The organism is Ensifer sp. Root142 (genome assembly GCF_001426785.1).
GTDB classification, from domain to species: Bacteria; Pseudomonadota; Alphaproteobacteria; order Rhizobiales; family Rhizobiaceae; genus Ensifer; species Ensifer canadensis.
Map to the genome: position 1 here is coordinate 74,533 of NZ_LMFK01000049.1, position 25,874 is coordinate 100,406.

Genomic DNA, 25,874 nt, shown 5'->3' on the forward strand with positions numbered 1-25,874 from the left:
CAAGCTCCCGTTCTCTGGTGGTTGGTTGGTCTTATTGTTTCACCGCGCCTGCGGTCAGCCCGCTGACGAGATACCGTTGTAGGAGGAAGATCACGACGACCGCCGGCGCGATGCCGACGAAACTCGCCGCCATGAGCTCGTTCCAGATCACCTCTTGGCGACCGAAATAGGCGAAGAGCCCGACCGGTAGCGGCATGTATTCGCTCTTGGAGTTGAAGGTCAGGGCATAAATGAACTGCTGGGCATAGGCGCCGATGAAGGTGGTGATCGCCACCACGGTGATGCCCGGCATGGCGATCGGCAGGATCACGCGGCGCAGCGTATAGAAATGGCTCGCGCCATCGACGAAAGCGGCCTCGTCGAGCTCACGCGGAATGCGCATCATGTAAGTGCGCAACAGCCAGATCGCCGACGGGATAAGGAAGGCGACACCCGGCATGATCATGGCGAGATAGGTGTTGAGCACGCCGAAGCTGCGCATCAGCCGGAAAAGCGGAATGAGCAGTACGGCGCCGGAGAACATGTTGACGGCGAGGAAGGCGCCGAGCAGCGCGCCGCTGCCGCGGAATTTGAAACGCGCAAAGGCATATGCCGCCGGAATGACAAGCAGCAACACGATGGCCGTGACGATGGTGGAGATAAAGAAGGAATTGAAGATGTACCGCGCGAAACCGGGCACGCTGTCCCACATGGTCCGATAGGCGGCGAATGATCCGTTTTCCGGCCAGAACTTGTAGGGGGAGGAAAAGAGCAGACCCAGCGGCTTCAGCGAAACGAGGAACCCCTCGACGAATGGCGCCAGAATGAAGCACAGGAACACAAATATCCCGGCGTAGATGGCGAGAAGCTCATACCAGCGATAGCGGTTGATCAAGGCAGGCTGGCTCATTTCTGTTCTCCCGAGGACAGGCGGCTGGTGACCCGGAAATAGGCAAAGCAGAAGATCGACAGGAAGATGCAGATCAGCACCGCGCGTGCAGCACCCTCGCCGTATTTCTTCGACCCTATGGCGGTGCGGTAGGTATCGATGATCATCGTGGTAGTTTCGCCGTTCGGACCACCCTGCGTGAGGATCCAGATGATATCGAAGGAGTTGAAGGTCGCGATCAGCGACAACATCGACATCGTGATCAGCGACGGCACCAGCAGCGGCAGCGTGATGCGCCGGAATCGATAGAAGCGCCCTGCTCCATCCGTCCAGGCCGCCTCATACAGATCCTGCGGGATCGCCTGCATCGCAGCCAGCATGTAGAGCGTGACCAGCGGCACGCCGATCCACACGTCGGTAACGATTGTCGCCCAGAAGGCCGTCTCGCCGCGTGCGAGGAAAGCGATCGGTCCGTCGATGAGACCCCAGTTCTGCAGCACGCCGGAAATCATGCCGAACTGGCCGTTGTACATCCAGCCCCACATGAAGATGCCGATGGCCATCGGGACGATCCACGGCGGCATGGTGAGCAGCCGGAAAAGCGCGCGGCCGGGCACGGCTGCGTTCAGCATGGTCGCGCCGAAGACACCGATGATCATTTTGATCGAGACCGAGAAGAAGGTCCAAATGAAGGTGCGGAAGATGACCTCGGCGAAGGTCTCGTTGAAGATCTTGTCATAGTTGGCCCAGCCGACCCATTTCGTCGTCTTCTTCAGCGACGCGTCGGTGAACGACAGGATGAAGGTGTCGACAAGGGGATAGGCGACGATGACCGTGACGTAGAGCACGGCTGGTAGGAGCAGGATCCAGGCGAAGATGATCGTGCTGCGTTGAACACTCATCCCGCTTCTCCCCTCAAGCCGCGCGCGAGTGCAAGGCTTCGTCGAACCGATCCCAGATCGGCCTGAGATCGATCACGGTCCGCTTGCGCCGGGCCTCGTCCATCGACAAGGCGAGGATACCGGCTTCGAGCGCATCGATCGTCGAGACCGGCAGCGGCCGGCCGTCACGCACATGGCCGATGATGTCGGTCGCCATCTGCTCATCGGCGCCGTAGTGCTGCGACAGCTCGGTGGCCGCGTACTTGTTCTCGACCACCTTCTTGCCGCTCAGCATCTCGTGCACGTCAAAATAGCCGCGGATAAAATCCCCCTCGGCCATGCCCCGCGATCCCATGATGCAGAAGCGTCGGAACTGGTCCGGCACATTGAGATTGGTGTGGAAGTTCATGCCGACGCCATTGGCATATTCGACGATGGCGACCTGATAGTCGATGATGTCGCCGTCGCTGTCGAACACCTTGTCGGATCCCATCCAGCCGCTCGGCTTGCGATGGAAAAGCTCGAGATCGTTGATGCCCTCGCGTGCGGGGTCGTTTGCGGGAATGAAGCTCTTGCGGCCGCCGAAGCTGGCGACACGTTCGGGACGCGCGCCGACGACGCCGTTGTAAAGATCGAGGTCATGGCAGCATTTTTCCAGCATGAAGCTGCCGGAATAGCGCTCGTAGCGGCGCCAGTCGCGCATGAAGAAGGCACCGTGATAGGGTTCGATATGTTCGGATGCCTCGATCGAGACGACCTGGCCGAGCTTTCCTTCGGCAAGGGCCGCACGCAGGTCGCGATACATCGGCGCGTAGCGCAGCACGAGGCCGACCATCAGCCGCTCATGACCGAATTTCGCCATCAACTGCGCAAGCTCCAGGCTTTCCTGGACCGTCGTCACGATCGGCTTTTCGCTGAAGACTTTGAGGCCGGCCTCGAGCCCGATCCGGATATGATCGAGATGCATGTGGTTGGGCGAACCGATCATCAGCAGGTCGAGCTTTTCATTGGCGATCAGCTCTTCAGGCGTCGCATAGGCCGTGCCGGCGGAGATGCCTTTTTCGGTCAGGCCCGGCAGTCCGGCCGGATTCGGATCGACGTATCCTGCGATCTCGAAGTTCTCATCCATGGCTTTGAAAACGTAGCCCAGATATCCCAGACGGAATCCGAGTCCGATTATCCCGACTTTCATGCGCGCACTGTTCCCTTGCCTTATGGCGTAATTTATTTTCGCAGACTGGGACAGTTTTTTCAGGTCGTCAACCTAAATCCGCGTATTTTGTAAAATTGTGAAATTCATTTTCATAAAGGTCGGAAACACCGGAAATATGGGCAATTGCCAACACAACCGAAAAGGGAAGTGACCCATTAACGCTACAACAGGGGGAAAGCGGTCCAGACCAATGCGGCTTCGCCATGTGAGGCGTCTCGTTCGCGCCAGAACGCATCGTTGACGAAACTACCGTCCCATTCGAGAGCTGACGCTTCGTTCGGCTGCCTGCAAGGCGTCGTGGATCAACACCGCGAGCACCGCGACGATGAGGCCGCCCTGAACGACGAAGGCGAGATTGTTCGACTGGAGGCCGGCTATGATCACCTCGCCGAGCGTCCTTGCTGCGACCGTCGAGCCGATCGTCGCCGTCGCCAGACTGATCACCACGGAGAGCCGGATGCCGGCGAGGATGACCGGCATCGCCAGCGGCAGTTCGATTTTCATCAGCCGCTGGCGCCCGGTCATGCCGGTGCCCCGCGCCACCTCCATGATCGAAGGCGGCAAGGTCGTAAGCCCAGTCAGAGCATTCTCGAAGATCGGCAGCAGGCCGTAGAGGAAGAGCGCAATCAGCGTCGGCTTCTCGCCGAAGCCGAAGATCGGCACGGCGAGCGCCAGCACCGCAACCGGCGGAAACGTCTGGCCGATGTTCACGAGGCTGCGCGAAAGCGGCAGGAATTCTGCTCCGGAAGTGCGTGTCACAAGGATCGCCAGAGCCAGCGCGACCACCGTCGCGCCAGCCGTTGCAATCGCGACGGTGCGCAGATGCAGAAACGTCAGTTGCAGCAGGCTGCCCTGGTTATAGATGGCCGGTGCATTCTCCTGCACAAGCGGTCGCAACAGCGGCTCGAACCACTGCGGCTGGACCAGAAACGCGATCAGAACGGCTAGAGCAAGCAGCCGGAACAGGTTGGGAAGACGCAGCATCACGATGGCCCCGCGGCACGCTGCGCCAAGCTTTCAAGACTGACCTTGCCGATGAGGACACCATCGGGGCCGACGACGGGAAGAGCCTTGCGGCCGGACCAGAGAAGCGTCGACAGGGCCTCGCGTTGACTGGCAGCGCTTGAGATCGCCTCTCCCTCAGCGGTACCCGGTTCAACGGCTGATGACACCGGCTCGATCGCCAGCAGGCGAAACGGGCGCTCACCGGCCCCGATCAGGCTCTCGACGAAAGTGGTCGCCGGTTTGACGAGCATTTCGGCCGGCGTTGCGTATTGCACCACCTCGCCCTTGTCCATGACCGCAATCCGGTCGGCCAGATGGAAAGCCTCCTCCATGTCGTGCGTGACGAGGACAACAGTCGTTTCGAAATGTTTCTGGATCGCCAGCAGGTCGTCCTGGGCCTTGGCGCGAATGATCGGGTCGAGCGCGCCGAAGGGCTCGTCCATCAGCAGCACCTTCGGCTCTGCCGCAAGCGCGCGGGCAACGCCGACGCGCTGCTGCTGGCCGCCGGAGAGTTCGTGCGGATAGCGCGGGCCGAACGCCGCGGGGTCGAGCTGAAAAAGCGTCAGCAGCTCGGCGACCTTCGCGTCTATGCGGGCGCGATCCCAGCCGAGCAGCGTCGGCACGGTGGCGATGTTCTGAGCGACCGTGCGATGTGGAAACAACCCGTGCCCCTGGATCGCATAGCCGATCCGGCGACGCAGCTCGTAGCCCGGCAACGAGCGGTTATCCTCGCCATCGAGCCTGATCGTGCCCGATGTCGGTTCGACCAGACGATTGATCATCCTAAGCAGCGTCGTCTTGCCGGAACCGGACGTGCCGACGATAACGGTAACCGTGCGCGGCGCGATCGTCAGGCGGACATCCCTGACGACAGTGGTTTCGCCATAGCGCTTGGTAATGCCTTCGATCTCGATCATGCGCTTTGCACCTGGTTGCGGTTCGGAGTAGCCGCCTCGATCACGGCGTCGAGGACGATTGCGGCCGTGAAGGCAAGGATAACGGTCGGCACTGCCCCGAGCAGCACCAGATCCATCGCCGTCTGCCCCACCCCCTGGAAGACGAAGACGCCAAAACCGCCGCCGCCGATCAGCGCCGCAATCGTCGCCAACCCGATGTTCTGAACGAGCACGATGCGAATGCCGGTGAGAATGACCGGGAAGGCCAGCGGAAACTCGATACCGGCAAGGCGTTGGAAGTCGGTCATGCCGATGCCGCGTGCCGCGTCGTTGGCTTCTCGCGGCACGCCGGCAAGCCCCACCACTGTATTGGCGACGACAGGCAGCAGCGAATAGAGGAAAAGGGCAACGAATGCCGGTGCCGCCCCGATCCCACGGATGCCGATGGCGGCAGCACCCGGAACATGGATCGCAATCCAGCCAAGCGGCGCTATCAGAATGCCGAAAAGTGCAATCGACGGGATCGTCTGGATCGCATTCAGGACACCCAAAAGGCCATCGCGCAGGCGCGTGACACGATGGCAGAGAACGCCGAGCGGAATGCCGACAATGGTGGCGGCGGCAAGCGAACCCAAGGCGAGCATCACATGCTTGCCTGCCTCGGCCCAGAAGGTGTCGGCGCGGCTGGCATATTCTTTCAGAAGCGACAGACCGTCCCAGGTGCCGGACCACAGGAGCGCGGCAATAAAACCAAGGACGGCGGCAAGGAACAGCACTCGCACCAGCGGGGATGGACGCATCCGGGTCAATGCGTCGGCCGCTAGAAGACCGAGCGCAAACAAAAGAATCCAGAACCCTGATGCCGGCGAAACGCGGGCGTAGGTATTTTCAGGCGGCGTCAGGTGGCCGGCTGCAGCACCGATACCGAGCGCCAATGCCGCGATCGTCGAAAAGGCGATGGCAAGGCGTAGCGGGCTTGGCGTTTTCAGGAGGGCGACAACCGCCGTGGCGATCACGAGGATAAGGATGATGGCAGCCCACGCCGGAGGCAACGCCTCGCCGAGCGATCTCGCCTCGCCGGCGACGATGCGGTTGGCACGAAAAGTCGCAAAGGGCGCCAGCAAGGCGCCGTAGGCGGTAAGCACGGCAATGATCACGCCAAGCTTGTCCACGCGGAGCTGCATCAGATCCCTTTTTCTCGCCCGGCTTCCGCTCGACGGACCTTGGTCGTTCTACGCCTAGAAAACAAAACGCTGGTCGGATGCGCGCATCCGACCAGCGTCGCGCATTTGCGTCAACCTATTTCAGAAAGCCGTTCTTCTTCAGGAAGTCTTCGGCAACCGTCTTGGCCGGTTCACCACCGACTTGGACGCGGCCATTCAACTCCTGCAGTGTCACCAGATCGAGTTTCTCGAAGACCGGCTTCAGCAGGGACTCGATCTGAGGATTTTCCTTCAGCACTGCCTCGCGAATGATCGGGGCCGGCTGGTAGATCGGCTGGACTGCCTTGTCGTCTTCCAACACCACGAGGCCGGAGGGGGCGATGCCGCCATCGGTGCCGTAGACCATCGCGGCATTGGCACCATTCGTCTGGTTAGCAGCCGCAGCGATTGTCGCTGCCGTATCGCCACCCGAAAGCGTGATGAGCTGCTCCGGCTTCAACGTGAAGGCGTAGGTCGTCTGGAATGCGGGAAGCGCTGCTGCCGAGTTGACGAATTCGGACGATGCGGCGAGCACGATGTTTCCGCCGCCGGCAACATACTTGCCGAAATCGGACAACGTCGCCAGCTTGTTGGCTTCAGCGACGTCCTTGCGCAGCCCGATTGCCCAGGTGTTGTTGGCCGGCGATGGCGTCAGCCAGACAATCTTGTTGGCGTCGTAGTCGAGCTTCTTGGCGGACTCGTAGGCCTTCGCCGCGTCCTTCCAGACCGGGTCATCGGCCTTCTCGAAGAAGAAGGCGGCATTGCCGGTGTACTCCGGGTAGATGTCGATCTCGCCGGCGGTGATCGCCTTGCGCACCACCGGTGTAGCACCGAGCTGTACGCGGTCTACAGTTTTGATATTATTGGCATTCAACACAGCAAGGATGATGTTGCCGAGCACACCGCCTTCTGTATCGATCTTGGAGGACACCACGACGTCGGCGTTGGCGGCGGCTGCAGTGAGTGTCAAGGCAAAGGCTGTCCCGATAAGCAGTTTGGTCAGGCGCATGGAGATCTCCCTCGAAATTCAGTCCCGCAGTTTGATCACGGAATATTCGCGTCGTCCGGGCAAGCCATTCCATATATGTCAGTCTTCGACGAAAAATAGAGCTGCACGCAGGAAGTGCGGCGCGCGAAAAATTCCAACATCAAGTAACGCGATCGAAAGCATCAACTACCGCATGGGGCAGCGTAGGATTGGACGTTGCAATCAACAGCGTTGTCGGTCACTCTGATTGAGGCCCGCCGGAAACATCCGCTTTCACTCTTGGTTGCGATGCCGCTCGATCCGAACCGCTTGGGGGCTGGCGGCGCGGGTTCGCCCGGCGAACGTTCGGGGAATTGATGTCGATCTATCTTCTCGCGCTTCTAATCGGCGTGGTCGCCGGCCTTCGCGTCATGACTGCACCTGCCGCCGTCAGCATTGGTGCGGCCGCCGGCTGGTTGCCGCTTTCCGGCACCTGGGCAGCCTTCATGGGCTTCCGCTTTACGCCTTACATTTTCGGGCTCCTCGCGCTCGTTGAATTCGTCACCGACCAGTTGCCGAGCACACCGAGCCGCAAGGTGCCGCAACAGTTCGGCGCACGCATCGTCAGCGGCGGATTCTGCGGTGCGGTGCTGGGCACTGCCGGCGGTTCGTTGGTCGGCGGCCTGGTTGCCGGCGTCATCGGCGCCGTGATCGGCACGCTTGGTGGCTATGAGGCGCGCAAGCGCCTGGTCGCAGCCACCGGCGGTAAGGACCTGCCGATTGCCCTGCTGGAAGACGTCGTTGCAGTGCTGCTCGCGCTCTGGGTGGTGTCCTCAGTCCTATGACAAAACATTTCGACGCCATCATCATCGGCGCAGGCCAGGCGGGACCGTCATTGGCCGGTCGTCTGGCCGCGGCCGGCAAGGCCGTGGCGCTTATCGAGCGCAAGCTCTTCGGCGGCACCTGCGTCAACACCGGCTGCATGCCGACCAAGGCGATGGTCGCCAGCGCCTACGCCGTGCACATGGCGCGTCGCGGTGCCGATTTCGGCGTGACAACCGGCCCGGTTTCGGTCGATTTCAAGCGCGTCATGGCGCGCAAGGACAAGGTGAGGACCGACGCCCGCACGGGCGTTGAAAACTGGCTCAAGGGGATGGAAAACTGCACCGTCATCGAAGGTCATGCCCAATTTGAGGACCCGCACACGATCCGGGTGGGCGAAGAAATCCTCACTGCCGACCAGATTTTCCTGAACACCGGCGGTCGGGCGGCAGTACCGGATTTTCCTGGTGTCGACGACGTGCCTTTTCTCACCAATGTGTCGATGATGGACCTGGATGTTCTTCCAAGGCATCTGATCATCGTCGGCGGCAGTTATATCGGCCTTGAATTCGCCCAGATGTTCCGCCGCTTCGGCTCCGAGGTAACGGTGATCGAGAAGGGCCCGAAGCTGATTGCCCGCGAAGACCCAGATGTCTCAGATGCGGTCCTTGCGATCCTGGAGAAGGAGGGCATCCGGTTTCGGCTCAACGCCGAATGCATTCGTTTCGCCAGGCGAGGCGACGATGTCGTCGCCGGCGTCGATTGCACCTCGGGCGCGCCGGAGGTCACCGGCTCACATCTGCTGCTTGCGACGGGCCGCCGGCCGAACACCGACGATCTCGGGCTCGACAGGGCGGGCGTAAAGACCGACGCGCACGGCTATATTGAGGTCGATGACGCCTTGCGGACCAACGTGCCGCACATCTTCGCCATGGGAGATTGCAACGGCCGCGGCGCCTTCACCCACACTGCCTATAACGACTTCGAGATCGTCGCCGCCAACCTGCTCGACGGCGAGCCGCGGCGCGTCAGCGACCGCATCTCCACCTATGCGCTCTATATCGACCCGCCGCTCGGGCGCGCCGGCATGAGCGAGACCGAGGCGCGCAAGACCGGCCGCAAGATTGCCGTCGGTAGGAGGCCGATGACCCGGGTCGGCCGGGCGGTCGAAAAAGGCGAGACCGAGGGATTCATGAAGGTTGTCGTCGACGCCGACAGCAAGGAGATCCTCGGCGCATCGATCCTGGGCACCGGCGGCGACGAAGCGGTTCAGAGCATTCTCGACGTCATGTACGCCAAGAAGCCCTACACCACGATCACCCATGCGGTGCACATTCACCCGACGGTTTCGGAGCTTATCCCGACGGTCTTCGGGGATCTCGCGCCGGCAAACTGACGGTCGGCAAGCCGACCGTCAGGTGTTGGTTCAGACCAGCGCAGAGCGTGCGAGATGGTAGAAATACATCGCGCCACGTTCGAGGATTTCGTCGTTGAAGTCGTAGCGCGTGGTGTGGAGCCCGCTGCTCTCACCATTGCCAATCAGCACGTAGGCGCCGGGAACCTCTTCGAGCAGGAAGGAAAAGTCCTCGCTGCCCATCAACGGCTGGGCGAGTTCGACGAACGCGCCTTCACCGAATTTCTCGCTGATCACGGCGCGCGCCTCTGCGACCGCCTCCGCGTCGTTGATGGTCGCGGGATAACCGACCTGCCAGCCGAAAGTAACATCGGCATTGAAGCTCTGCGCCTGGAAACGCGCAATCTGCTCGACGCGCTCCTGCAACTGCTTTCGCACGGCAGGATCGGTTGCCCGCATGCTGATCTCCAGCACTGCGGTGTCGGGAATGATGTTGGACGCCGAGCCCGATTGGAACGAACCGACGGTCACGACCGAGGGCTGATGCGGCGAGACGTTGCGCGACACGAGCGTCTGCAGCGCCATGACGACGCTTGAGCCGACGACCACCGGATCGACCGTCAGTTCCGGCTGCGCCCCATGGCCGCCTTTGCCCCTGATCGTCAGCGTCAGCACATCGATCGAGGCGGCCATGGCACCGGCGCGCGTCGAGAAGGTACCGGCCGGCAGACCTGGCCAGTTGTGAAGCGCAAAGACGCGCTCGCAGGGAAAGCGCTTGAACAGGCCGTCCTCGATCATCAGCTTGCCGCCGCCGAAATTCTCCTCGGCGGGCTGGAAGATCAGATGCACGGTTCCGTTGAAACTCGCATCCTGCGACAGCGCCCAGGCGGCGCCCAGCAGCATGCTCGTGTGACCGTCATGGCCGCAGGCATGCATCGCGCCGGGATGCATGCTCTGATAGGCGAGTCCTGTTTCTTCCTGCATCGGCAGCGCATCCATGTCGGCACGAAAGCCGATCGACCGGTTGCTGTTGCCGCGCTTCAGTGTCGCGACGATGCCGGTCGTTGCAAGCCCGCGCGTCACCTCGAAGCCCCAGGACTGCAGCAGGCCGGCGACGAATTCCGAGGTCTTCACTTCAGACAGGCCGATCTCCGGCATCTCGTGCAGCTTGTGGCGGATATTGACGAGTTCAGGCAGGAATTTCGACAGGATCGCGTCGCGCATGGTGTTCTCCTCAAGCCATCTGCAGGAACTGGCGCAGGCGCGCCGACTTCGGGTCACGCATGACCTGCGACGGGGCGCCGCGTTCTTCAACGAGCCCCTTGTGAAGGAAGATGACTTCGCTGGAGATGTCGCGCGCCAGCGACATTTCATGCGTCACCATCACCATGGTGCGCCCCTCCTCCGCCAGTTTCTTGATGACCAGCAGCACCTCGTTGACGAGTTCCGGGTCCAGCGCCGATGTCGGCTCGTCGAAGAGCATCACATCGGGTTTCATCGCCAAAGCCCGCGCGATCGCTGCGCGTTGCTGCTGGCCGCCCGAAAGCTGGTTGGGATAGTGGTCGCGCTTCGGCGTGATGCCGACCTTCTCCATCAGCACCTCGGCCTCGCCGACGGCGTCCTTGCGCGTCATGCCAAGCACATGCATCGGCCCCTCGATGATGTTTTCGAGGATGGTCTTGTGGGACCAGAGATTGAAGCTCTGGAACACCATGCCGAGGCGGGTGCGGATATGCTCGAGCTGGCGCTTGTCGGCGGCAACGAGCTTGCCGTCCTTGCCCTTCAACGTCCTGATCACTTCGCCCGATACCGAGATTTCGCCCTCGTCGGGCGTCTCGAGATAGTTGATGCAGCGCAGCAGCGTGCTTTTGCCAGAGCCGCTGCTGCCGATCAGCGAAATGACGTCGCCGGATTTCGCTTCGAACGAAACACCCTTGAGCACCTCGACCGAGCCGAAGCTCTTGTGGATGTTCTTCACAGACAGTGCGGTTGCGACCATCGTCGTTCCTCCCGTGGCGCCTTTGCGCGCCGTGTACCTATGCCTTCGCCGTGCGGTAGCGGGTCAGCCGCTTTTCGACGACGTTCATCACCCGCGTCAGAATGAAGACGACGGTGAAATAAATGATGCCGGCCGCGATCAACGGCTCGAAGATCAACAGCGACTGGCGCTGCAGCATGCGCGCGGTGCCCATTACCTCGAGAATGGTGATCGTCGAGGCGAGCGAGGTCGTCTTCAAAAGAATGATCAGGTCGCCCGTCAGAACCGGCAAGCAGGATCGTAGCGCCTGCGGCAGCGTGATGCGCCTGAGTATCATCGACGATCGCATGCCGATCGATTTTGCCGCCTCGATCTGCCCACGCGGGATCGCCTTGATCGCACCGCGGATGACTTCGGCATTGTAGGCCGCCTGGTTGAGGCTGAGCGCGAAGATCGCGTACCACAGGCCGTCGCGAAGATACGGCCACAGGAAGCTGTGGCGAACCCAGGTTCCCGGCAGGATCTGCCCGAGGCCGTAATAGATGAGATAAATCTGCACGAGTAGCGGCGTGCCGCGAAACGCGAAGGTGAAGACATAGGCCGGCATCGACAGGATGCGTCGGGTCGAAAGCCGGGCGAGCGCGACAAACGTGCCGATGACCAGACCGAAGACGCCAGCAACGGCGGTCAACAGCAACGTCAGCGGGGTCGCCTTGATGAGCGCCGGCAGGAAGCCGACAACATTGGAGATCGTTTCCATCAATGGTGCCCCCGGTTAAGGCGGCGTTCGATCTGCGCGATCACCAAGGCTGAGACAAGCGTAATCAGCAGGAACAGGACGGCCGTCAGCCCGTAGAAGAAAATGTATTGCTTGGTGCCCGCGGCAGCGCGGTAGCCGGTATAGAGCAACTCGCTGAACGAGCCGAGTACGCTGATGATGGCGCTTTCCTTGGTGATGGAAAGCCAGAGATTGCCCATGCCGGGCACGGCGTGGCGCATCATCTGCGGCAGCACGATGCGGGTGAAGACCTTGCGTGGCCGCATGCCGATCGAAACCGCAGCCTCGATCTGCCCGGGCGGGACGGCGAGAAAGGCCGAACGCAGCACTTCCGTCATGAACGCGCCGGAGACGAAGGCAAGCGCGATGATTGCCGCCCAGAACGAGCTGAACTGAAACGTCTCGGCGACGAGACTAAAATGCTTCAGCAGCCGCTCAGCGCCGCTTGCCACCGAGAAATACAGAAGCAGGATAACCAGGAGTTCGGGAAGCGAACGCACGACGGTCGTGTAGATATCGGCCAGAAGACGCGGCAAGCGGTGCTTCGACAGCTTTCCGGCAGCGCCCAACAGCCCGAAGACGACAGCGACCGCATAGGCGACCACGGATACCTGCAGCGTCATCACCAGGCCCCAGGCGAAATCATCGCCCCAGCCCTCGCCGCCCCAGGCAAGCAATTGCCAGTAATACTCCATCCGTCGCTACCTGTTCCCGATTGGTGTCGTCAGCCAAAGGCTGCGATGATGCCCCGGACGCTGCGGTCCGTTTGGCAATCGAGGGCGAAGGGGCTCGGCCCGTCGCCCTCGAAAACGTCTGTTATCACTTCTTGCCGAAGATCCACTTGTCGACGAGCGTCTTGATCTGCCCATCCTTTTCGAGAGCGGCGAGGCCGGCATTGACCTTCTCGAGGTTCGCAGCGTCGCCCTTGCGAACCGCATAGGCAACACCTTCGCCGAGTACGGCGTTCTTGGGAACCTCGACCTTGACTTCGTAGTCGGCGCCGTCAGGCGACTTCAGGAACGTCTGGATGTAGAGGTCCGGGATCAGAACGTAGTCGACGCGGCCGGCGACGAGATCGGCGACGGAGTTGTCGGCGGTATCGTAGCTCTTCGCTTCAGCGCCCGGCAGGTACTTGGCGACATAGGCCGACTGAACGCTCGACGTCTGGACGCCGATGATCTTGCCGTCGACGCTGGCCGGATCGATGATCTGGCCGGTGCCGTCGGCAGCGTCGATCGTCTTGATCTCGCTGGTGTCGGACTTGGCGCCGACGAAGGACGTGCCCTCGGTGTAGTAAGGCGTCGAGAAGTCGACGACCTTGCGGCGCTCATCGGTGATCGAGAAGGCACCGATTATGAAATCGACCTTGTTTTCCTTCAGCGAAGGAATGAGGCCATCCCATGCCATCTGGTTGATGTCGCACTTCACGGCCATCTTTTCGCAGAGCGCACGCGACAAATCGGCTTCAAGGCCTTCCCATTCGCCGCCGGCATTGACCTGCGTGAACGGCATGTAGGGCTCGGGCGTCATGCCCAGACGCAGCGTGTCCTCAGCGAAAGCAGCGCTTGCCGCCATGGTGAGGGCGATCCCCGCGAACAGGGCCGACTTGAAAGTTCTCATGATGTTTCCTCCGCGAATATTATGTCTGGATCAGAGCGTGTTGCTGAACCAGCGCAGCGACATGCAGGACAGGCCCGCGTCGATCTTGCCGATTTCAGTCGTCTTCATCGGCACGACCTTGTAGCCGAGCTTGTCGAGCATCTCGATCGTGCGCGGGAAGTCCGAGCCGACCATGACGACGTCGTTGACGCGCAGCGCATTGGCCGCCGGCTCTTCGCCTTCGGGAATAATGACCTGCTTGAAGCGGTCGAACACGCCGGACTTGGCAAGACGAGCGGTCGAGAGCACGGTTTCCTCATCGAGCAGCGAGCAATCGGTCTTGAAGTGCAATACGCCTTCCGGTGTGGTGACGATCTCGCTCTTGCGGCCGAGCTTGTCGAGGCACGCCTGCAGCGCTTCGGCGCCGACCTTGTCGGTGCGGGCGGAAAGACCGATCATCACGCTTTCGCGGGTCGTCAGCACGTCGCCGCCATCGGCAAGGCCGGTGCCCGGCAGATCGAGAACCGTCTCGAACATCGCGCGAAGCGTCGGCTCGATCTCGATGGTTTCCTTGACGCGGGTGGCAGCACCCGGACGCAGGAGGATCGCGCCTTCGGTGAACACCAGCGCCGGATCTTCGACGAAGATCGAATCCGGGAAGGATTCGAGCGCCGGAAGCACGGTGACCTTGACGCCCGCATCCTTCATCGCAGCGATGTAGGTATCGTGCTCGGCCTTCACGCCCTCATAGGTCGGATTGCCACGGTCATCGGCACGCAGGCCGTTGACGACGGTGGTCGAGGGCGTGCGGACGATGATGTTGTTGAAATTGTAGACGGGGCGTGCTTGCGACATTTGTAGTACCTTTGGCTTGGATGAGGTGCTTCTATCGATCGGATGTGGCGGCGTAAAGCTTTTGCGTACCGGCGGGTTCTCTGCGTGACAAATGCACGCCGGCGAGCATGCAGCGCACGGAGCCGCCGGCAAGCTCGATGGTCGGCACGTCGAAGGCGAGCACGCGGGCCGAAACCTCGATCGCCTTGACCTGGTCCGGCCGAAGCGACGCAAGCGCACGCGCCGACATCACGACGACACGGCCATCGGCGCCGTCGAGTTCGATCGCGTTGCCGGCAAAATTCTCGATCTGATCGATCGTGAGATCGATGACCTGCCGGCCCGTTTCCTCCAGCCGCGCGCAAATTTCCTGTCGCCTTGCCGCGTCGGGGATCATGCTGGTGCCGATCAGCGCGAAATCCGTACCGATGCACATCAGCACATTGGTATGGTAGATCGAGTTGCCGTTGCGGTCGACCGCACCAAACACCATCGGCTCGAAGTTGAAGTGGGTGCAGAAGCGCTCAAGGGCCACCTCGTTGGTGCGGTTCGACCGGGCCGCATAGGCCACGCGACCGATATGGTCGAGCACCATGGCGCCGGTGCCTTCAAGATAGACGCCGTCCTTTTCGAGGCCTGAGTAGTCGATCACGTCCTGGACGCGATACTCGTTCTTGAGCATCTCGATAATGTCGGCGCGGCGCTCGCTCTGGCGGCTTTCCGAATACATCGGGTAGATCGCCACATGACCGCCCGAATGGGTGGAGAACCAGTTGTTCGGAAATACCGAGTCCGGACGCGTCACCGTCTCGTCTTCGAACAGGTGGACGGCGACGCCGGCAGCCGACAGGCCGTCGGCCATGCGCGTCACCTCATCGAAGGCGGCCGTCGCGATCGCCGAGGGTTTGCGCGCCTCGTCGGTCGACTGGAAGGCATTGTCCTTGGCAGTCATCGGATTCGGGCCGAAATGGTGCGGGCGGATCATCACGACGCCCTTCGGCGCCTGTACGGACAGTCTCTTCATCTCAGGCAACGCTCCGCTCGGCAATGACAGCGGCCGCCGGCTGCTTGAACAGACCGTAGAGATCACGCGGATGCTCCGGCTGCGTCGTCAGGTCGAGCTCGGTGTAGAAGGCCGTGCCCTGGATCCTGTCACGAAGGAAGCGCAGCGCGGAGAAGTCTTCCGTGGCAAAGCCGACGGAATCAAAGATGGTGATCTGCGAGCCCGACCGGCGGCCTTCAGCCTCGCCGGCAATCACGCGCCAGAGTTCGATCACCGGGAAGTCCGGCGCCATCTGCTGGATTTCTCCTTCGATCCGCGTCTGCTCCGGATATTCGACGAAGACATCGGCACGGCGCAGGATATCGCCCTGCAGTTCGGTCTTGCCGGGGCAGTCGCCCCCTACGGCGTTGATGTGCACGCCGGCGCCGACCATATTGTCGGAGAGGATCGTCGCGTTGCGCTTGTCGGCCGTCACCGTCGTGATGATGTCGGCGCCAGCAACGGCCTCTTCCGCGGTCTTGGCGACAACGATATCGAAATCCATGTCGGCGAGGTTCTTCAGGAACTTGTCCGCCGCTTCGATGTCGATATCGAACACCTGCAGGCGCTTGATCCCGAGCAGGGCCCGGAAGGCGAGCGCCTGGAATTCCGACTGCGCGCCAAGCCCGATGATCGCCATCGAGCGGGCATCGGGGCGAGCCAGGTACTTTGCGGCCAATGCAGAGGTCGCCGCCGTGCGCAGACCCGTCATGATCGTCATCTCGGAGACGAGGCAGGGATAACCAGTGCTGACGTCCGAGAGAACACCGAAGGCCGTCACAGTCTGCAAGCCAACATTCGGATTCTTCGGGTGGCCGTTGACGTATTTGAAGCCGTAATGCTCGCCGTCGGACGTCGGCATCAATTCGATGACCCCCGTCTTCGAATGGCTCGCCAGCCGCGGGGTTTTCTCAAAAGCGTTCCACCTGCGGAAATCGTCTTCGATATATTCCGCAAGACCCAACAGGAACGTTTCAATGCCGATCGATTTGACCAGCTCGATTACGTTGCCGACACCGACATACTGAACCACGATTTCATCTCCATCGGGAAATTCGATGAGGTCAGCGTAGGCACGCAAGAAGCGAGTTGAAATTTTAAACTTGCGCAAAATCTTGCAAAAGATTGCGCAAATTGTACAACTCATCTATAAGATTTTTATGCATATCTTCGATGACCTCGATCACCAGCTTATCTCGCTTCTGCGAGAAGACGGCCGCGCGCCCTACTCCAAGGTCGCCTCGGTTCTCGGCATATCGCGTGCAACCGTACAGACGCGCATCGACCGGCTGCTGGAAACCGGGGCGGTGCTGGGCTTCACATTGCGCGTCCGCCAGGACTATGACCAGCGCGCCATTCGGGCAATCATGATGATCGAGGTCAGCGGGCGCACGACCACAAAGGTGATCAAATTCCTTCGCGGCCTGCCCGAACTCTATGCTCTCCACACCACCAATGGCGCCTGGGACATGGTGGCCGAAATCCGCGCCAACAGCCTCAGCGACTTCGACCGCATCCTGCGCGAGGTCCGCGACGTCGAAGGCGTGCTCAACAGCGAGACGAGCATACTTCTCAGCACCATCTGACATCTGCGCGTCCCCCCGCCATCACCAATACAGGCATGACCGTGAGCCACATTCCCCAGATCGATTACGACACCGCTTCCGACGCTATCCGTGCCGCCCACGACGAGGAGGTCCAAGTCCGTGGCCGCATGACCAATATGAAGCGTACCCTCTTGCATTCGCCGACGGCGCACCGGATCTATGCCGAGTGGTTCACGCTGCGGGAGGAGTTGCGGCCTGTTCTCGACGACCGGGCGATCTGGCTGCTCTCGCATGCAATCTCCGAGGCGATGAAATCGCCGATCGCGATGGGCTTTTTCCGCCGCGCCTTCGCCAATTCCGGCGCCGACTTCCATTCCCTCGTGCCGACCGAGGACGAACAGCGGCTGATCGATTTCGGCCGGGCGATCGTCGCCAATTCGAATGCGGTGCCGGCAGAGATCTGGGACGGGTTGAAAGCGCGCTATGACAATGCGGCGCTCGTCAACCTCGTGGCATTTGCGGGGATCATGGTCGCAACCGCGCTGTTCAACAACGTGGTCGAAGTCGAATTCGATAGGGAATTGGCGCCGTTCATGGATTGAGCGGGCCGTGGCCCGAGACGGTCGGGCCACTCATACAAAGAGGGTCAATCTGCGTATCGGGTCACAAATTCCGGGTTGCCGCGCAAGGTGTTGCTGACGGTGCAGATTTCATTTTCGGCAGCCTCGGCAATGGCATGCCGGGTCGCGTCGTCAAAATCGCCTTTGATGTCGAAGACGATCTCGAATTTCCCGATCCGTGACGGTTCGTCATGGGCCTTCTCGCCCGTCACCCTGGCGCTGACTTCGGTCAACCGGTCGAGGACGCCAAAACGGCTGGCGGCAATGCGGGCGCTCAATACCAGGCAGCTGGCGAGCGAAGCATAGAGCAGGTCAAGCGGTCCGTAGCCCGGCTGCGACGGGCCCGTCACGATATCCAGTTCACCGCCGGTAACCGAAGTCACGTGCGGAAAGCCGGTCCTGCCCACCACTGCCGTGGCGCCTGTTTCTCGCGTCCTTACCTTCACGTCTGCCATTTTACTCGCCTTCTCCAATGTTCGCAGAATCGGGTTCAGCCACTACGCAGAAGTCCCGATTCGGCCGTGGTGCCGCGGGTCACAAGTGGCCCGCGGCTCTGATATGTCCGCGCTCAGTTGCAGGTGCAAGTGAGCGCGGACAGGAATCAGTTCTTTTTGACGAGGCGGTAGAAGACGAAGTCGGAGGTAGCGCCGTTGACGTAACCTTCGACCTTGTCCTTCATCGCAACCTGAGTTGCGGCCTGGAACATGATCACGATCGGTGACGTTTCCTGCACCTTGCGCTGCAGGTCGACATAGAGCGCCGAACGCTTGGCCGGATCGGCTTCCTTCAACGCAGCTTTCGTCGCTTCGTTGAGCTCTGCCGGGACTGCCCAGCCGTTACGCCATGTGGTCGTCGACTGATACTTGTCGTCCGCATTGTCTTCGTTATAGGCGAAGGCCTTGGCGTTCGAGTGCGGGTCCATGAAATCAGGGCCCCAATAGAGCAGCATGGCCTCATGCGTACGGGCACGGTATTTGGTGATGACCTGGCTGCCGGTTCCCGGGATGATGTCGAAGTTGATGCCGGCTTCGGCGAAGGAAGCCTGCAGCGACTGTGCCATGTCGGTGAACGGCGTCGAGTTGATAACATCGAGCGTCACCTTGATCGGCGTCTGGATGCCGGCATCGGCAAGGATCTTCTTCGCCTTTTCGACATCGTAGGTATAAGGCGTTTCGTCGAGCGAGCCCGGGAAGCCCTTCGGCCAGAAGGCCTGGTGGACCTCCATCTGGCCCTTCAGGAAGCTGTCAGTCATGCCCTTGTAGTCGACGAGATAACGGGCTGCTTCCCAGACGGCTGGCGGCTGCAGGGCTGCGGCCTTCTGGTTGAACGACAGGAAGTGGACGGCCGCCTGTGGGTAGGATTCGACCTTCATGCCGCTCTTGGCCCCAAGGCTTGCGACCTGGTCGGGCGTCAGGTTCTTCGCCATGTCGACGTCGCCGGTTTCAAGCATCAGCTGCTGGGTTGCGGCTTCCGCAACGTGACGGATGATCACGCCCTTGATGGCCGGAGCGCCGCCGAAATAGTTCGGGTTGCTCTGCAGGTTCAGAAGTTCCCCGGCGCGGAAAGCCTTGAGCACGAACGGGCCGGAACCGGCCGAGTTCGCCTTGAGCCAGGCATTGCCGTAGTCGCCGTCGGCTTCGTTCGCCTTGACGGCTTCCGCGTCGACGACCGAGGCCGGACGTGCCGCCAGAACGTTGAGTACGAACGCCGACGAGAAGTCGCCTTCATACTTGATCGTGACCTTGTTGCCGTCGGCAGTCACCATCTTGTCGATATTTTCAGGTGTCCAGCCGAGCTGCGTCAGGATGAAGGCAGGCGCCTTGTTGAGCGCGACGACGCGCTTGAAGGAGTAGACAACATCTTCGCCACGCAGCGGGTTGCCGGAGGAGAAGGTGACGCCATCTCGCAGGGTGAAGGTGATCGTCTTTGCCGCATCGTCGGCGGTCCATTCGCTGGCAAGACCAGGCGAAAGCTTCAGGACGTCCGGCGCATCATATTGCACCAAACGGTCATAGGTCTGCGTCACATATTCGCCGGACGAAAACTCGTAGGCTTCGGCCGGATCGATGCTGACGATATCGTCGATGTTCTGGGCAACCACCAGCACTTCGGCCGGGGTCTCCGCCAAAGCTGCCGGAGCCACGCTCAGCATAAGGGATGCCGCGAAAACCGCGGCCTTGAACATTCTCATCATCGCTCTCCTATTTTCGATGAGGTTTGGTTTTTGTTGTCGTCGCCGGCTTGGGGGTTGCCTGAGGCATACCGGTCTCGTTGGGCAAGGGTGTACGGGATCGGAACAGAGGCAGGGTGCCGGTCCAGATCAGCCGGACGGGCCGATCCGTCTTGTTCCACCAGTAGTGTGGCTGGATACCCCGAAAATGCAGGCCGTCGCCGGGGGTAAGTGTGGTCTCGTCGTCATCGAGACCGAACAGGATTTCGCCCTGCAGGACGTACACCAGTTCCTCGCCCTCATGGCTGAACACCTCCGAGCGGTGTCCGGCGGGGATGGTGATGACGAAGCTGGATAGCTGGTTCCCGGCAAAGTCCGCACCGATCCGCTCATAGGACACCGGCGAGCCGCCGACGGAAAAGACCATGCGCTCGCTGGCGCGTGACAGACCGGTATCGATCGCCGGTGCCAGGATGAAGTGGTTGAGCTCGGCGTTCAGCCCCTGGGCGATCTGCGCAAGCGTGCCGAGGGAAGGCATGGCGAGATCGCGCTCGATCTGGCTGAGATAGCCAACCGATACCCCCGCAGCATCGCTCAGCGCCTGCAGCGTCATATGCATCTGCCGCCGGCGCGCACGCAACAGCGCGCCGATCCGCGGCTGGCCCGCAGTCGCGGCCCTGGCGGATGCGGTCTCTGCATCCTCAGATGGCACGGTCACAATGGATTCTCCTCACCAGTAAAATTTTTTTGATTTAAGCAAACTTATTTATATACTCCAAGCGAATTCTTGCGCTATCGACAGCCGCGACCGCAAGCGAACGAGGGATGGAATCGCCACGTGGCAAACAACAAAACGACTACAGCGCCCGCGCCGACGCGCCGCGCCGGGGCACAAAGCCCGGGCAGACGGCGCCTTTTTTCGCTGCTTGGCTTTCTCGTCACGCTTGGCGTGACCTTCATCGGGCTGCTCGCAATCACCTTCTTCATCGGCCGCATCGTGCCGATCGACCCAGTGCTCGCCGTCGTCGGCGACCGTGCCCCCGTCGCCGTCTATGAGCGCGTCCGCGAGGAAATGGGTCTCGATCGACCGCTGGCCGCCCAGTTCGTCAGCTATGTCGGCGATGTGGTCACCGGCAACTTCGGCACGGCAGTATCAACCGGCAAGCCGGTGATCGAGGATCTCGCCCGGGTCTTCCCGGCGACGCTGGAGATGGCGACGCTCGGCATCATCCTCGGCGTACTGATCGGCGTGCCGCTCGGCGTCGTCGCCGCAAGCCGCCGCGGCTCCTGGCTCGATCAGGGCATCCGCGTCGTCGGCCTGCTCGGTTATTCGGTGCCGGCCTTCTGGCTCGGCCTCGTCGGGCTCGCCGTCTTCTACGCGAAGCTGAAATGGGTCGGCGGCCCTGGTCGGGTCGATATCTTCTACGACGGCGTCGTCACCCCGATCACCGGCCTTATCCTCGTCGACAGCATCATCGCCGGCGACTGGGAGATCTTCCGCAACGCGGTCTGGCATCTCATCCTGCCGGCGTCCTGCCTCGGCTTCTTCTCGCTTGCCTATATCGCCCGCATGACACGGTCCTTCATGCTCGATCAGTTGAGCCAGGAATATGTGACGACGGCGCGGGTCAAGGGCGTTCCGGAACGGCTCGTGATCTGGCGCCATGCCTTCCGCCCGATCCGCGTGCCGCTGATCACCGTCATAGGGCTTTCCTATGCCGGCCTGCTCGAAGGCTCCGTGATGATCGAGACGATCTTTTCGTGGCCCGGCATCGGCAACTACCTGACCGTCGCCCTGCTCAACGCCGACATGGCGGCCGTCCTCGGCTCGACCCTGGTGATCGGCGCGGTCTTCATCGGCATCAACAAGATATCGGACGTGCTCTATCGCGTGCTCGATCCGCGTGCGCGCTAGGGAGAAGCGGACATGACAACACTTCGCGACTGGCTGATCGACGACAGCCCCGCCTCGCCGATGCAAGCGCGCCTTGGCAGGTTCTACCGGATTTTCGGCGCGCTGATGCACAATCCGCTCGCCGTGGTCGGCGCGATCATCATCCTGGTGCTCGTGTTGACCGCACTGTTCGCACCCTGGATCGCGACGCATGATCCGCTTCGCCAGGCACTCGGCGAGCGCCTGCTGCCGCCAAGTGCCGAGCATTGGATGGGAACCGACGAACTCGGCCGCGATATCTGGTCGCGCGTCGTCTACGGTGCACGCATCACGCTGGCGATTGTGACGCTGGTGGCGGTGCTCGCAGCGCCCGCCGGCCTGGTGATCGGTGTTGCCGCCGGCTATTTCGGCGGCTGGGTCGATCGCATCCTCATGGGCATCACCGACATTTTCCTGTCGCTGCCCAAGCTGATCCTGGCGCTTGCCTTTGTCGCGGCGCTTGGTCCCGGCATCGAAAATGCGATCATCGCCATCGCCATCACCTCCTGGCCGGGTTACGCCCGTGTCGCCCGTGCCGAGACGATGACCTTCAAGAACTCGGAATTCATCTCGGCCGTGCGGCTGCTCGGTGCGTCGAGCCTCCGGGTCAATCTCGGTCACGTCCTGCCGCTCTGCACCTCTTCGATGATCGTGCGCGTCACGCTGGACATGGCCGGCATCATCCTGACGGCAGCCGGCCTCGGCTTTATCGGGCTGGGCGCCCAGCCGCCGCTTCCCGAATGGGGTGCGATGATCTCGCGCGGCCGTTCCTTCATTCTCGACCAGTGGTGGGTGGCAACCATGCCAGGCTTTGCCATCATCCTCGTCAGCCTCGGCTTCTGCTTCCTTGGAGACGGTCTGCGCGATGTGCTCGATCCGAAGAGCGGGGAGCAACGCTGATGAACCCGCTTCTCGAAATCGAAAACCTGCGCGTCACCTTCCCGACGCCGCGCGGCGACCTTGAGGTCGTCCGTGGCCTCTCCTTCACGCTCGGCCGCGAACGCCTTGGGATCGTCGGCGAGAGCGGTTCGGGAAAGTCGATGACCGGCCGCTCGATCCTGAAACTGGTGCGCGCACCGGGCCGGGTAACGGCAGACAAGCTGACCTTCGACGGCATCGACCTGCTGACACGCTCCGAACGGCAGATGCGCCCGATCCGCGGCGCCCGCATCTCGATGGTGATGCAGGACCCGAAGTTCTCGCTGAACCCGGTGATGACGATCGGCGAACAGATCGCCGAGGCCTTGCTGACGCATCAGCGTATGCCGCGCCGCGAAGTGAACAACCGCGTTCTGACCATGCTGGAATCGGTCCGGATCGCCGACCCGGAGCGCGTTGCGAAACTTTACCCGCACGAAGTTTCCGGCGGCATGGGCCAGCGCGTCATGATCGCAATGATGCTGATCCCGGAACCCGACCTCCTGATCGCCGACGAACCGACTTCGGCGCTCGACGTCTCGGTGCAGGCACAGGTCCTCGACATCATCGACGAACTGGTCAAGCGCAAGGGCATGGGCCTGATCTTCATCAGCCACGACCTCAACCTTGTTTCGAGCTACTGCGACCGGATCCTGGTGATGAACACCGGCGAGGTCGTGGAAGAGTGCAAGGCGGGCGAATTGATGAATGCCAAACACCCCTATACCCGTGGTCTGATCGCTTCGATCCCGCGTCTCGACGAAACCCGGACCGAGCTTCCCGTGCTCGACCGCAGCGCATGGGCAAAGAAATGACGGCGCTTTCCCTCAAGAACCTCGACATCTTCTACGGCGACGCGCACATCACGCACGACGTCAATCTCGAGATTGCCGATGGCGAAAGCTTTGCGCTCGTCGGCGAGAGCGGCTCGGGCAAGTCGACGGTGCTGAAGGCAATCGCCGGCCTTGCTCCCGAGTGGACCGGAGAGATCAACGTCTTCGGCAAGCCGCGCAGCCACGGTATCGACCGGGCCTTCTCCCGTCAGTGCCAGATGGTGTTTCAGGATCCCTACGGTTCGCTGCATCCGCGCAAGACCGTCGATGCCACGCTCGGCGAAGCGTTGACCATTCACGGCATCGGAAATCGCAGCGCGCGTATTGAAGAAGTGATGTCCTCCGTCGGCCTCGACCGGAAATTCCGCTTCCGCTTTCCGCACCAGCTCTCCGGCGGCCAGCGCCAGCGCGTCGCCATTGCGCGTGCACTGATGCTGAAGCCGAAGGTGCTGTTGCTCGACGAGCCTACCTCGGCACTCGACGTGTCGGTACAGGCGGAAATCCTGAACCTGCTCAAGCGTTTGCGGCAGGAACAGAACCTGACTTTCCTCATGGTCACCCACAACCTTCCAGTCGTTTCCTTCCTTTGCGACCGGCTGGCAGTGATGCGGCAGGGCCGCATCGTCGAAGTGGCCGATGTCGCCGACCTCAAGCGTGGCGACCTCAAGGACCCCTATTCGCGCGAACTGATGCACATCAGCGCAGCGCACGCGAACTAATCAACATTCCAAGGACTTATGATGAACAGTGAACAGATCGCTGCCGCGTTGGCTGAATTCGACGCGGCGATTGCCAAGGACATCGACGCGGACGCCGTATGGGGCGCGCTTCAGACGCTTTGCCGCCAGGTGATCGGCGCCAAGCTCTTCACGATCATGACCGTCGACATGGTCAACGAAGTCGCCCGTCGCGCCTATACCTCGCATCCGGAGGAATACCCGACCTCCGGCACCAAGCCGATCCGCTACGACAGCTGGTTCGACATCGTGCACAAGGCGCATCAGACCTTCGTCGCCAATACGATTGTCGACATCTCCAAGGTATTCGGCGACCACGAAACGATCTGGGCACTCGGCTGCGGATCGGTCGCCAACATCCCCGTCGTTGTCGGTGGCGAACTGCTCGGAACCGTCAACTGCCTCGACGTCGAACATCATTACACGCCCGAGCGCGTTGCCCTGTCGAAGCATCTGGAACTGCCGGCCAAGCTGGCTTTCCTCGCCGCCGCTCGCTCGGCCAAGAACTGACATGTCGTGGCCGGGGGCATCGATTGCCCTCGGCCACGCCTTTGCCTCAGCGACCGATCGCCATGCCGGTCTGCTTCAGGAAGAAGTGCATCTTCTGCGTCTCGATCGGGACCTCGATCGTGTCGTCCGGCCTGACCCGCGATGCCGCGTGGATCTGTGCGGTGAACGCTGCCTGACCGACCTTGCCGAGCGCCAGTGTGTGCGGCCCCAGGGGCTCGATATCGCGTACCTGCACGGAGAGCTTCGGCGCATCGACGTCCGACGCCATCGTGTGCTCCGGGCGAATGCCAAGCACGACGGCCTGACCGATGAAAGCGCCGAGTTTCTCGGCTCGTGTGTCTGGTATCCTGGCTGCGATGCCACCATCCGCCTTGAACCATAGCCCGCCGTCGCCGCGCTCGAGCGTTCCCTCGACGAAATTCATGCTCGGCGCGCCGATGAATGCCGCGACGAACAGATTGCTCGGCGCCTCGTAGAGGGTGATCGGATCGGCGGCCTGTTCGATGCGTCCCTGATTCATGACGACGACGCGGTCGGCCATGGTCATGGCCTCGACCTGATCGTGGGTCACGTAGACGGCAGTCGTCTGAAGACGTCGATGCAACAGCTTGATTTCCGTGCGCATTTCAATGCGCAGCTTGGCGTCGAGGTTCGACAGCGGCTCATCGAACAGGAAAACATCGGGCTGGCGGACGATCGCGCGACCGATGGCGACGCGCTGGCGCTGGCCACCGGAAAGGGCGCTCGGCTTGCGATTGAGGTAGGCGCCGAGATTGAGAATACGGGCCGCCTCGGCGACGGATTTTTCGATGTCGGCCTTCGAAGTGCCCCGCACCTTCATGCCGTAGCCGATGTTCTCGGCCACCGTCATATGCGGGTAGAGCGCGTAATTCTGGAACACCATCGAGCAATTGCGCAGGCCCGGGCGTAAATCGGTGACGTCACGCTCGCCGATCCGCACCGTGCCCGAAGATGCCGTCTCAAGGCCGGCAATCATGCGCAGGGTGGTCGTCTTGCCGCAACCGGACGGCCCGACGAGAACGACGAACTCCCGGTCGGCGATTTCAAGATCGAGCGGCGGGATGACGGTGATGTTACCGAAGGACTTGGTGATCTGCTCCAACCGGACCTGGGACATGCTGACGCCTTTTCTGCTGACGATAGCCG

28 protein-coding genes are annotated in these 25,874 nt (G+C 61.6%); 9 read left to right on the plus strand and 19 right to left on the minus strand.

Features of this window, described 5'->3' with window-relative positions; all coding sequences use genetic code 11:
• Window positions 1–31: 31 nt before the first annotated feature.
• The 7 genes from ASD52_RS35310 to ASD52_RS35340 form a co-directional block, all read right to left on the minus strand.
• On the minus strand, window positions 32–889 hold the full coding sequence (locus tag ASD52_RS35310) for a carbohydrate ABC transporter permease (protein ID WP_057226637.1): 858 nt from the start codon (window positions 887–889) through the stop codon (window positions 32–34).
• Window positions 886–1,770, minus strand: coding sequence for a sugar ABC transporter permease (locus tag ASD52_RS35315; RefSeq protein WP_025428652.1), 885 nt, complete (start codon window positions 1,768–1,770; stop codon window positions 886–888). Before ASD52_RS35315 ends, ASD52_RS35310 begins: the two co-directional genes overlap by 4 nt.
• Before the next feature lie 13 nt (window positions 1,771–1,783).
• A complete protein-coding gene (locus ASD52_RS35320) occupies window positions 1,784–2,941 on the minus strand; it encodes a Gfo/Idh/MocA family oxidoreductase (RefSeq protein WP_025428651.1) in 1,158 nt (385 codons plus the stop codon).
• Between the two features lie 267 nt (window positions 2,942–3,208).
• Window positions 3,209–3,946, minus strand: a complete 738-nt coding sequence (locus ASD52_RS35325) for an ABC transporter permease (protein ID WP_057226638.1) — start codon at window positions 3,944–3,946, stop codon at window positions 3,209–3,211.
• Complete coding sequence (locus tag ASD52_RS35330) at window positions 3,946–4,884, minus strand: ABC transporter ATP-binding protein (RefSeq protein WP_057226640.1); 939 nt, start codon at window positions 4,882–4,884, stop codon at window positions 3,946–3,948. Before ASD52_RS35330 ends, ASD52_RS35325 begins: the two co-directional genes overlap by 1 nt.
• Complete coding sequence (locus tag ASD52_RS35335; RefSeq protein ID WP_057226642.1) at window positions 4,881–6,047, minus strand: ABC transporter permease; 1,167 nt, start codon at window positions 6,045–6,047, stop codon at window positions 4,881–4,883. The genes ASD52_RS35330 and ASD52_RS35335 overlap by 4 nt, the downstream gene beginning before the upstream one ends.
• Before the next feature lie 115 nt (window positions 6,048–6,162).
• Window positions 6,163–7,074, minus strand: a complete 912-nt coding sequence (locus tag ASD52_RS35340) for an ABC transporter substrate-binding protein (protein WP_025428647.1) — start codon at window positions 7,072–7,074, stop codon at window positions 6,163–6,165.
• A gap of 335 nt (window positions 7,075–7,409) precedes the next feature.
• On the opposite strand from ASD52_RS35340, the gene ASD52_RS35345 reads away from it, so the two are divergent.
• Window positions 7,410–7,877, plus strand: coding sequence for a hypothetical protein (locus ASD52_RS35345; protein ID WP_057211231.1), 468 nt, complete (start codon window positions 7,410–7,412; stop codon window positions 7,875–7,877).
• Window positions 7,874–9,250: an FAD-containing oxidoreductase gene (locus tag ASD52_RS35350; RefSeq protein WP_057226645.1), complete on the plus strand. Its 1,377-nt coding sequence runs from the start codon at window positions 7,874–7,876 to the stop codon at window positions 9,248–9,250. Before ASD52_RS35345 ends, ASD52_RS35350 begins: the two co-directional genes overlap by 4 nt.
• A gap of 30 nt (window positions 9,251–9,280) precedes the next feature.
• Here ASD52_RS35350 and ASD52_RS35355 read toward each other — a convergent pair whose 3' ends face one another.
• The 8 genes from ASD52_RS35355 to ASD52_RS35390 all read right to left on the minus strand — a co-directional run bounded on the left by ASD52_RS35355 (window position 9,281) and on the right by ASD52_RS35390 (window position 16,475).
• A complete protein-coding gene (locus tag ASD52_RS35355) occupies window positions 9,281–10,432 on the minus strand; it encodes a M20 aminoacylase family protein (protein WP_057226647.1) in 1,152 nt (383 codons plus the stop codon).
• Window positions 10,433–10,442: 10 nt separating this feature from the next.
• Window positions 10,443–11,207 (minus strand): ATP-binding cassette domain-containing protein, encoded by a 765-nt coding sequence (locus tag ASD52_RS35360; protein ID WP_025428643.1) that lies wholly within the window; start codon window positions 11,205–11,207, stop codon window positions 10,443–10,445.
• A 37-nt stretch (window positions 11,208–11,244) separates the two neighbouring features.
• Window positions 11,245–11,946 carry an ABC transporter permease subunit gene (locus ASD52_RS35365; RefSeq protein ID WP_057226649.1) on the minus strand — a complete coding sequence of 234 codons (702 nt, stop codon included), beginning with the start codon at window positions 11,944–11,946 and terminating at the stop codon, window positions 11,245–11,247.
• On the minus strand, window positions 11,946–12,659 hold the full coding sequence (locus ASD52_RS35370; protein ID WP_057226651.1) for an ABC transporter permease subunit: 714 nt from the start codon (window positions 12,657–12,659) through the stop codon (window positions 11,946–11,948). Before ASD52_RS35370 ends, ASD52_RS35365 begins: the two co-directional genes overlap by 1 nt.
• A 124-nt stretch (window positions 12,660–12,783) precedes the next feature.
• On the minus strand, window positions 12,784–13,584 hold the full coding sequence (locus tag ASD52_RS35375) for a transporter substrate-binding domain-containing protein (protein ID WP_057226654.1): 801 nt from the start codon (window positions 13,582–13,584) through the stop codon (window positions 12,784–12,786).
• Between the two features lie 30 nt (window positions 13,585–13,614).
• Window positions 13,615–14,418, minus strand: a complete 804-nt coding sequence (locus tag ASD52_RS35380) for an arginine deiminase family protein (protein ID WP_057226655.1) — start codon at window positions 14,416–14,418, stop codon at window positions 13,615–13,617.
• Window positions 14,419–14,449: 31 nt separating this feature from the next.
• A complete protein-coding gene (locus ASD52_RS35385) occupies window positions 14,450–15,421 on the minus strand; it encodes an arginine deiminase-related protein (protein ID WP_057226657.1) in 972 nt (323 codons plus the stop codon).
• Between the two features lies 1 nt (window position 15,422).
• Window positions 15,423–16,475 carry an ornithine cyclodeaminase gene (locus tag ASD52_RS35390; protein WP_277996393.1) on the minus strand — a complete coding sequence of 351 codons (1,053 nt, stop codon included), beginning with the start codon at window positions 16,473–16,475 and terminating at the stop codon, window positions 15,423–15,425.
• Window positions 16,476–16,599: 124 nt separating this feature from the next.
• Between ASD52_RS35390 and ASD52_RS35395 the strand changes: the two genes are divergently transcribed.
• Both ASD52_RS35395 and ASD52_RS35400 read left to right on the plus strand, forming a co-directional pair.
• Window positions 16,600–17,025 (plus strand): Lrp/AsnC family transcriptional regulator, encoded by a 426-nt coding sequence (locus ASD52_RS35395; RefSeq protein ID WP_025428636.1) that lies wholly within the window; start codon window positions 16,600–16,602, stop codon window positions 17,023–17,025.
• A gap of 41 nt (window positions 17,026–17,066) precedes the next feature.
• Window positions 17,067–17,588 (plus strand): hypothetical protein, encoded by a 522-nt coding sequence (locus tag ASD52_RS35400; protein ID WP_038578194.1) that lies wholly within the window; start codon window positions 17,067–17,069, stop codon window positions 17,586–17,588.
• Between the two features lie 44 nt (window positions 17,589–17,632).
• Here ASD52_RS35400 and ASD52_RS35405 read toward each other — a convergent pair whose 3' ends face one another.
• From ASD52_RS35405 to ASD52_RS35415, 3 genes are all read right to left on the minus strand, one after another.
• The gene (locus ASD52_RS35405; protein WP_025428635.1) at window positions 17,633–18,061 is read right to left on the minus strand and encodes an OsmC family protein; all 429 of its coding nucleotides are present in this window, start codon (window positions 18,059–18,061) and stop codon (window positions 17,633–17,635) included.
• A 146-nt stretch (window positions 18,062–18,207) separates the two neighbouring features.
• On the minus strand, window positions 18,208–19,797 hold the full coding sequence (locus tag ASD52_RS35410) for an ABC transporter substrate-binding protein (RefSeq protein ID WP_057218105.1): 1,590 nt from the start codon (window positions 19,795–19,797) through the stop codon (window positions 18,208–18,210).
• Between the two features lie 10 nt (window positions 19,798–19,807).
• The gene (locus ASD52_RS35415) at window positions 19,808–20,494 is read right to left on the minus strand and encodes an XRE family transcriptional regulator (RefSeq protein WP_025428633.1); all 687 of its coding nucleotides are present in this window, start codon (window positions 20,492–20,494) and stop codon (window positions 19,808–19,810) included.
• A gap of 204 nt (window positions 20,495–20,698) precedes the next feature.
• On the opposite strand from ASD52_RS35415, the gene ASD52_RS35420 reads away from it, so the two are divergent.
• From ASD52_RS35420 to ASD52_RS35440, 5 genes are read left to right on the plus strand one after another with little or no spacing between them, the layout of a single operon-like run.
• Window positions 20,699–21,691, plus strand: a complete 993-nt coding sequence (locus ASD52_RS35420) for an ABC transporter permease (protein WP_038578191.1) — start codon at window positions 20,699–20,701, stop codon at window positions 21,689–21,691.
• Window positions 21,692–21,703: 12 nt separating this feature from the next.
• Window positions 21,704–22,609 (plus strand): ABC transporter permease, encoded by a 906-nt coding sequence (locus ASD52_RS35425; RefSeq protein WP_025428631.1) that lies wholly within the window; start codon window positions 21,704–21,706, stop codon window positions 22,607–22,609.
• Window positions 22,609–23,442 (plus strand): ABC transporter ATP-binding protein, encoded by an 834-nt coding sequence (locus ASD52_RS35430; RefSeq protein ID WP_025428630.1) that lies wholly within the window; start codon window positions 22,609–22,611, stop codon window positions 23,440–23,442. The genes ASD52_RS35425 and ASD52_RS35430 overlap by 1 nt, the downstream gene beginning before the upstream one ends.
• Window positions 23,439–24,179 (plus strand): ABC transporter ATP-binding protein, encoded by a 741-nt coding sequence (locus tag ASD52_RS35435; RefSeq protein ID WP_025428629.1) that lies wholly within the window; start codon window positions 23,439–23,441, stop codon window positions 24,177–24,179. Before ASD52_RS35430 ends, ASD52_RS35435 begins: the two co-directional genes overlap by 4 nt.
• 21 nt (window positions 24,180–24,200) lie before the next feature.
• On the plus strand, window positions 24,201–24,707 hold the full coding sequence (locus ASD52_RS35440) for a GAF domain-containing protein (RefSeq protein ID WP_025428628.1): 507 nt from the start codon (window positions 24,201–24,203) through the stop codon (window positions 24,705–24,707).
• 46 nt (window positions 24,708–24,753) lie between these two features.
• On the opposite strand, the gene ugpC is transcribed toward ASD52_RS35440, so the two are convergent.
• Window positions 24,754–25,845 (minus strand): sn-glycerol-3-phosphate ABC transporter ATP-binding protein UgpC, encoded by a 1,092-nt coding sequence (ugpC, locus tag ASD52_RS35445; protein WP_025428627.1) that lies wholly within the window; start codon window positions 25,843–25,845, stop codon window positions 24,754–24,756.
• Between the last annotated feature and the right edge of the window lie 29 nt (window positions 25,846–25,874).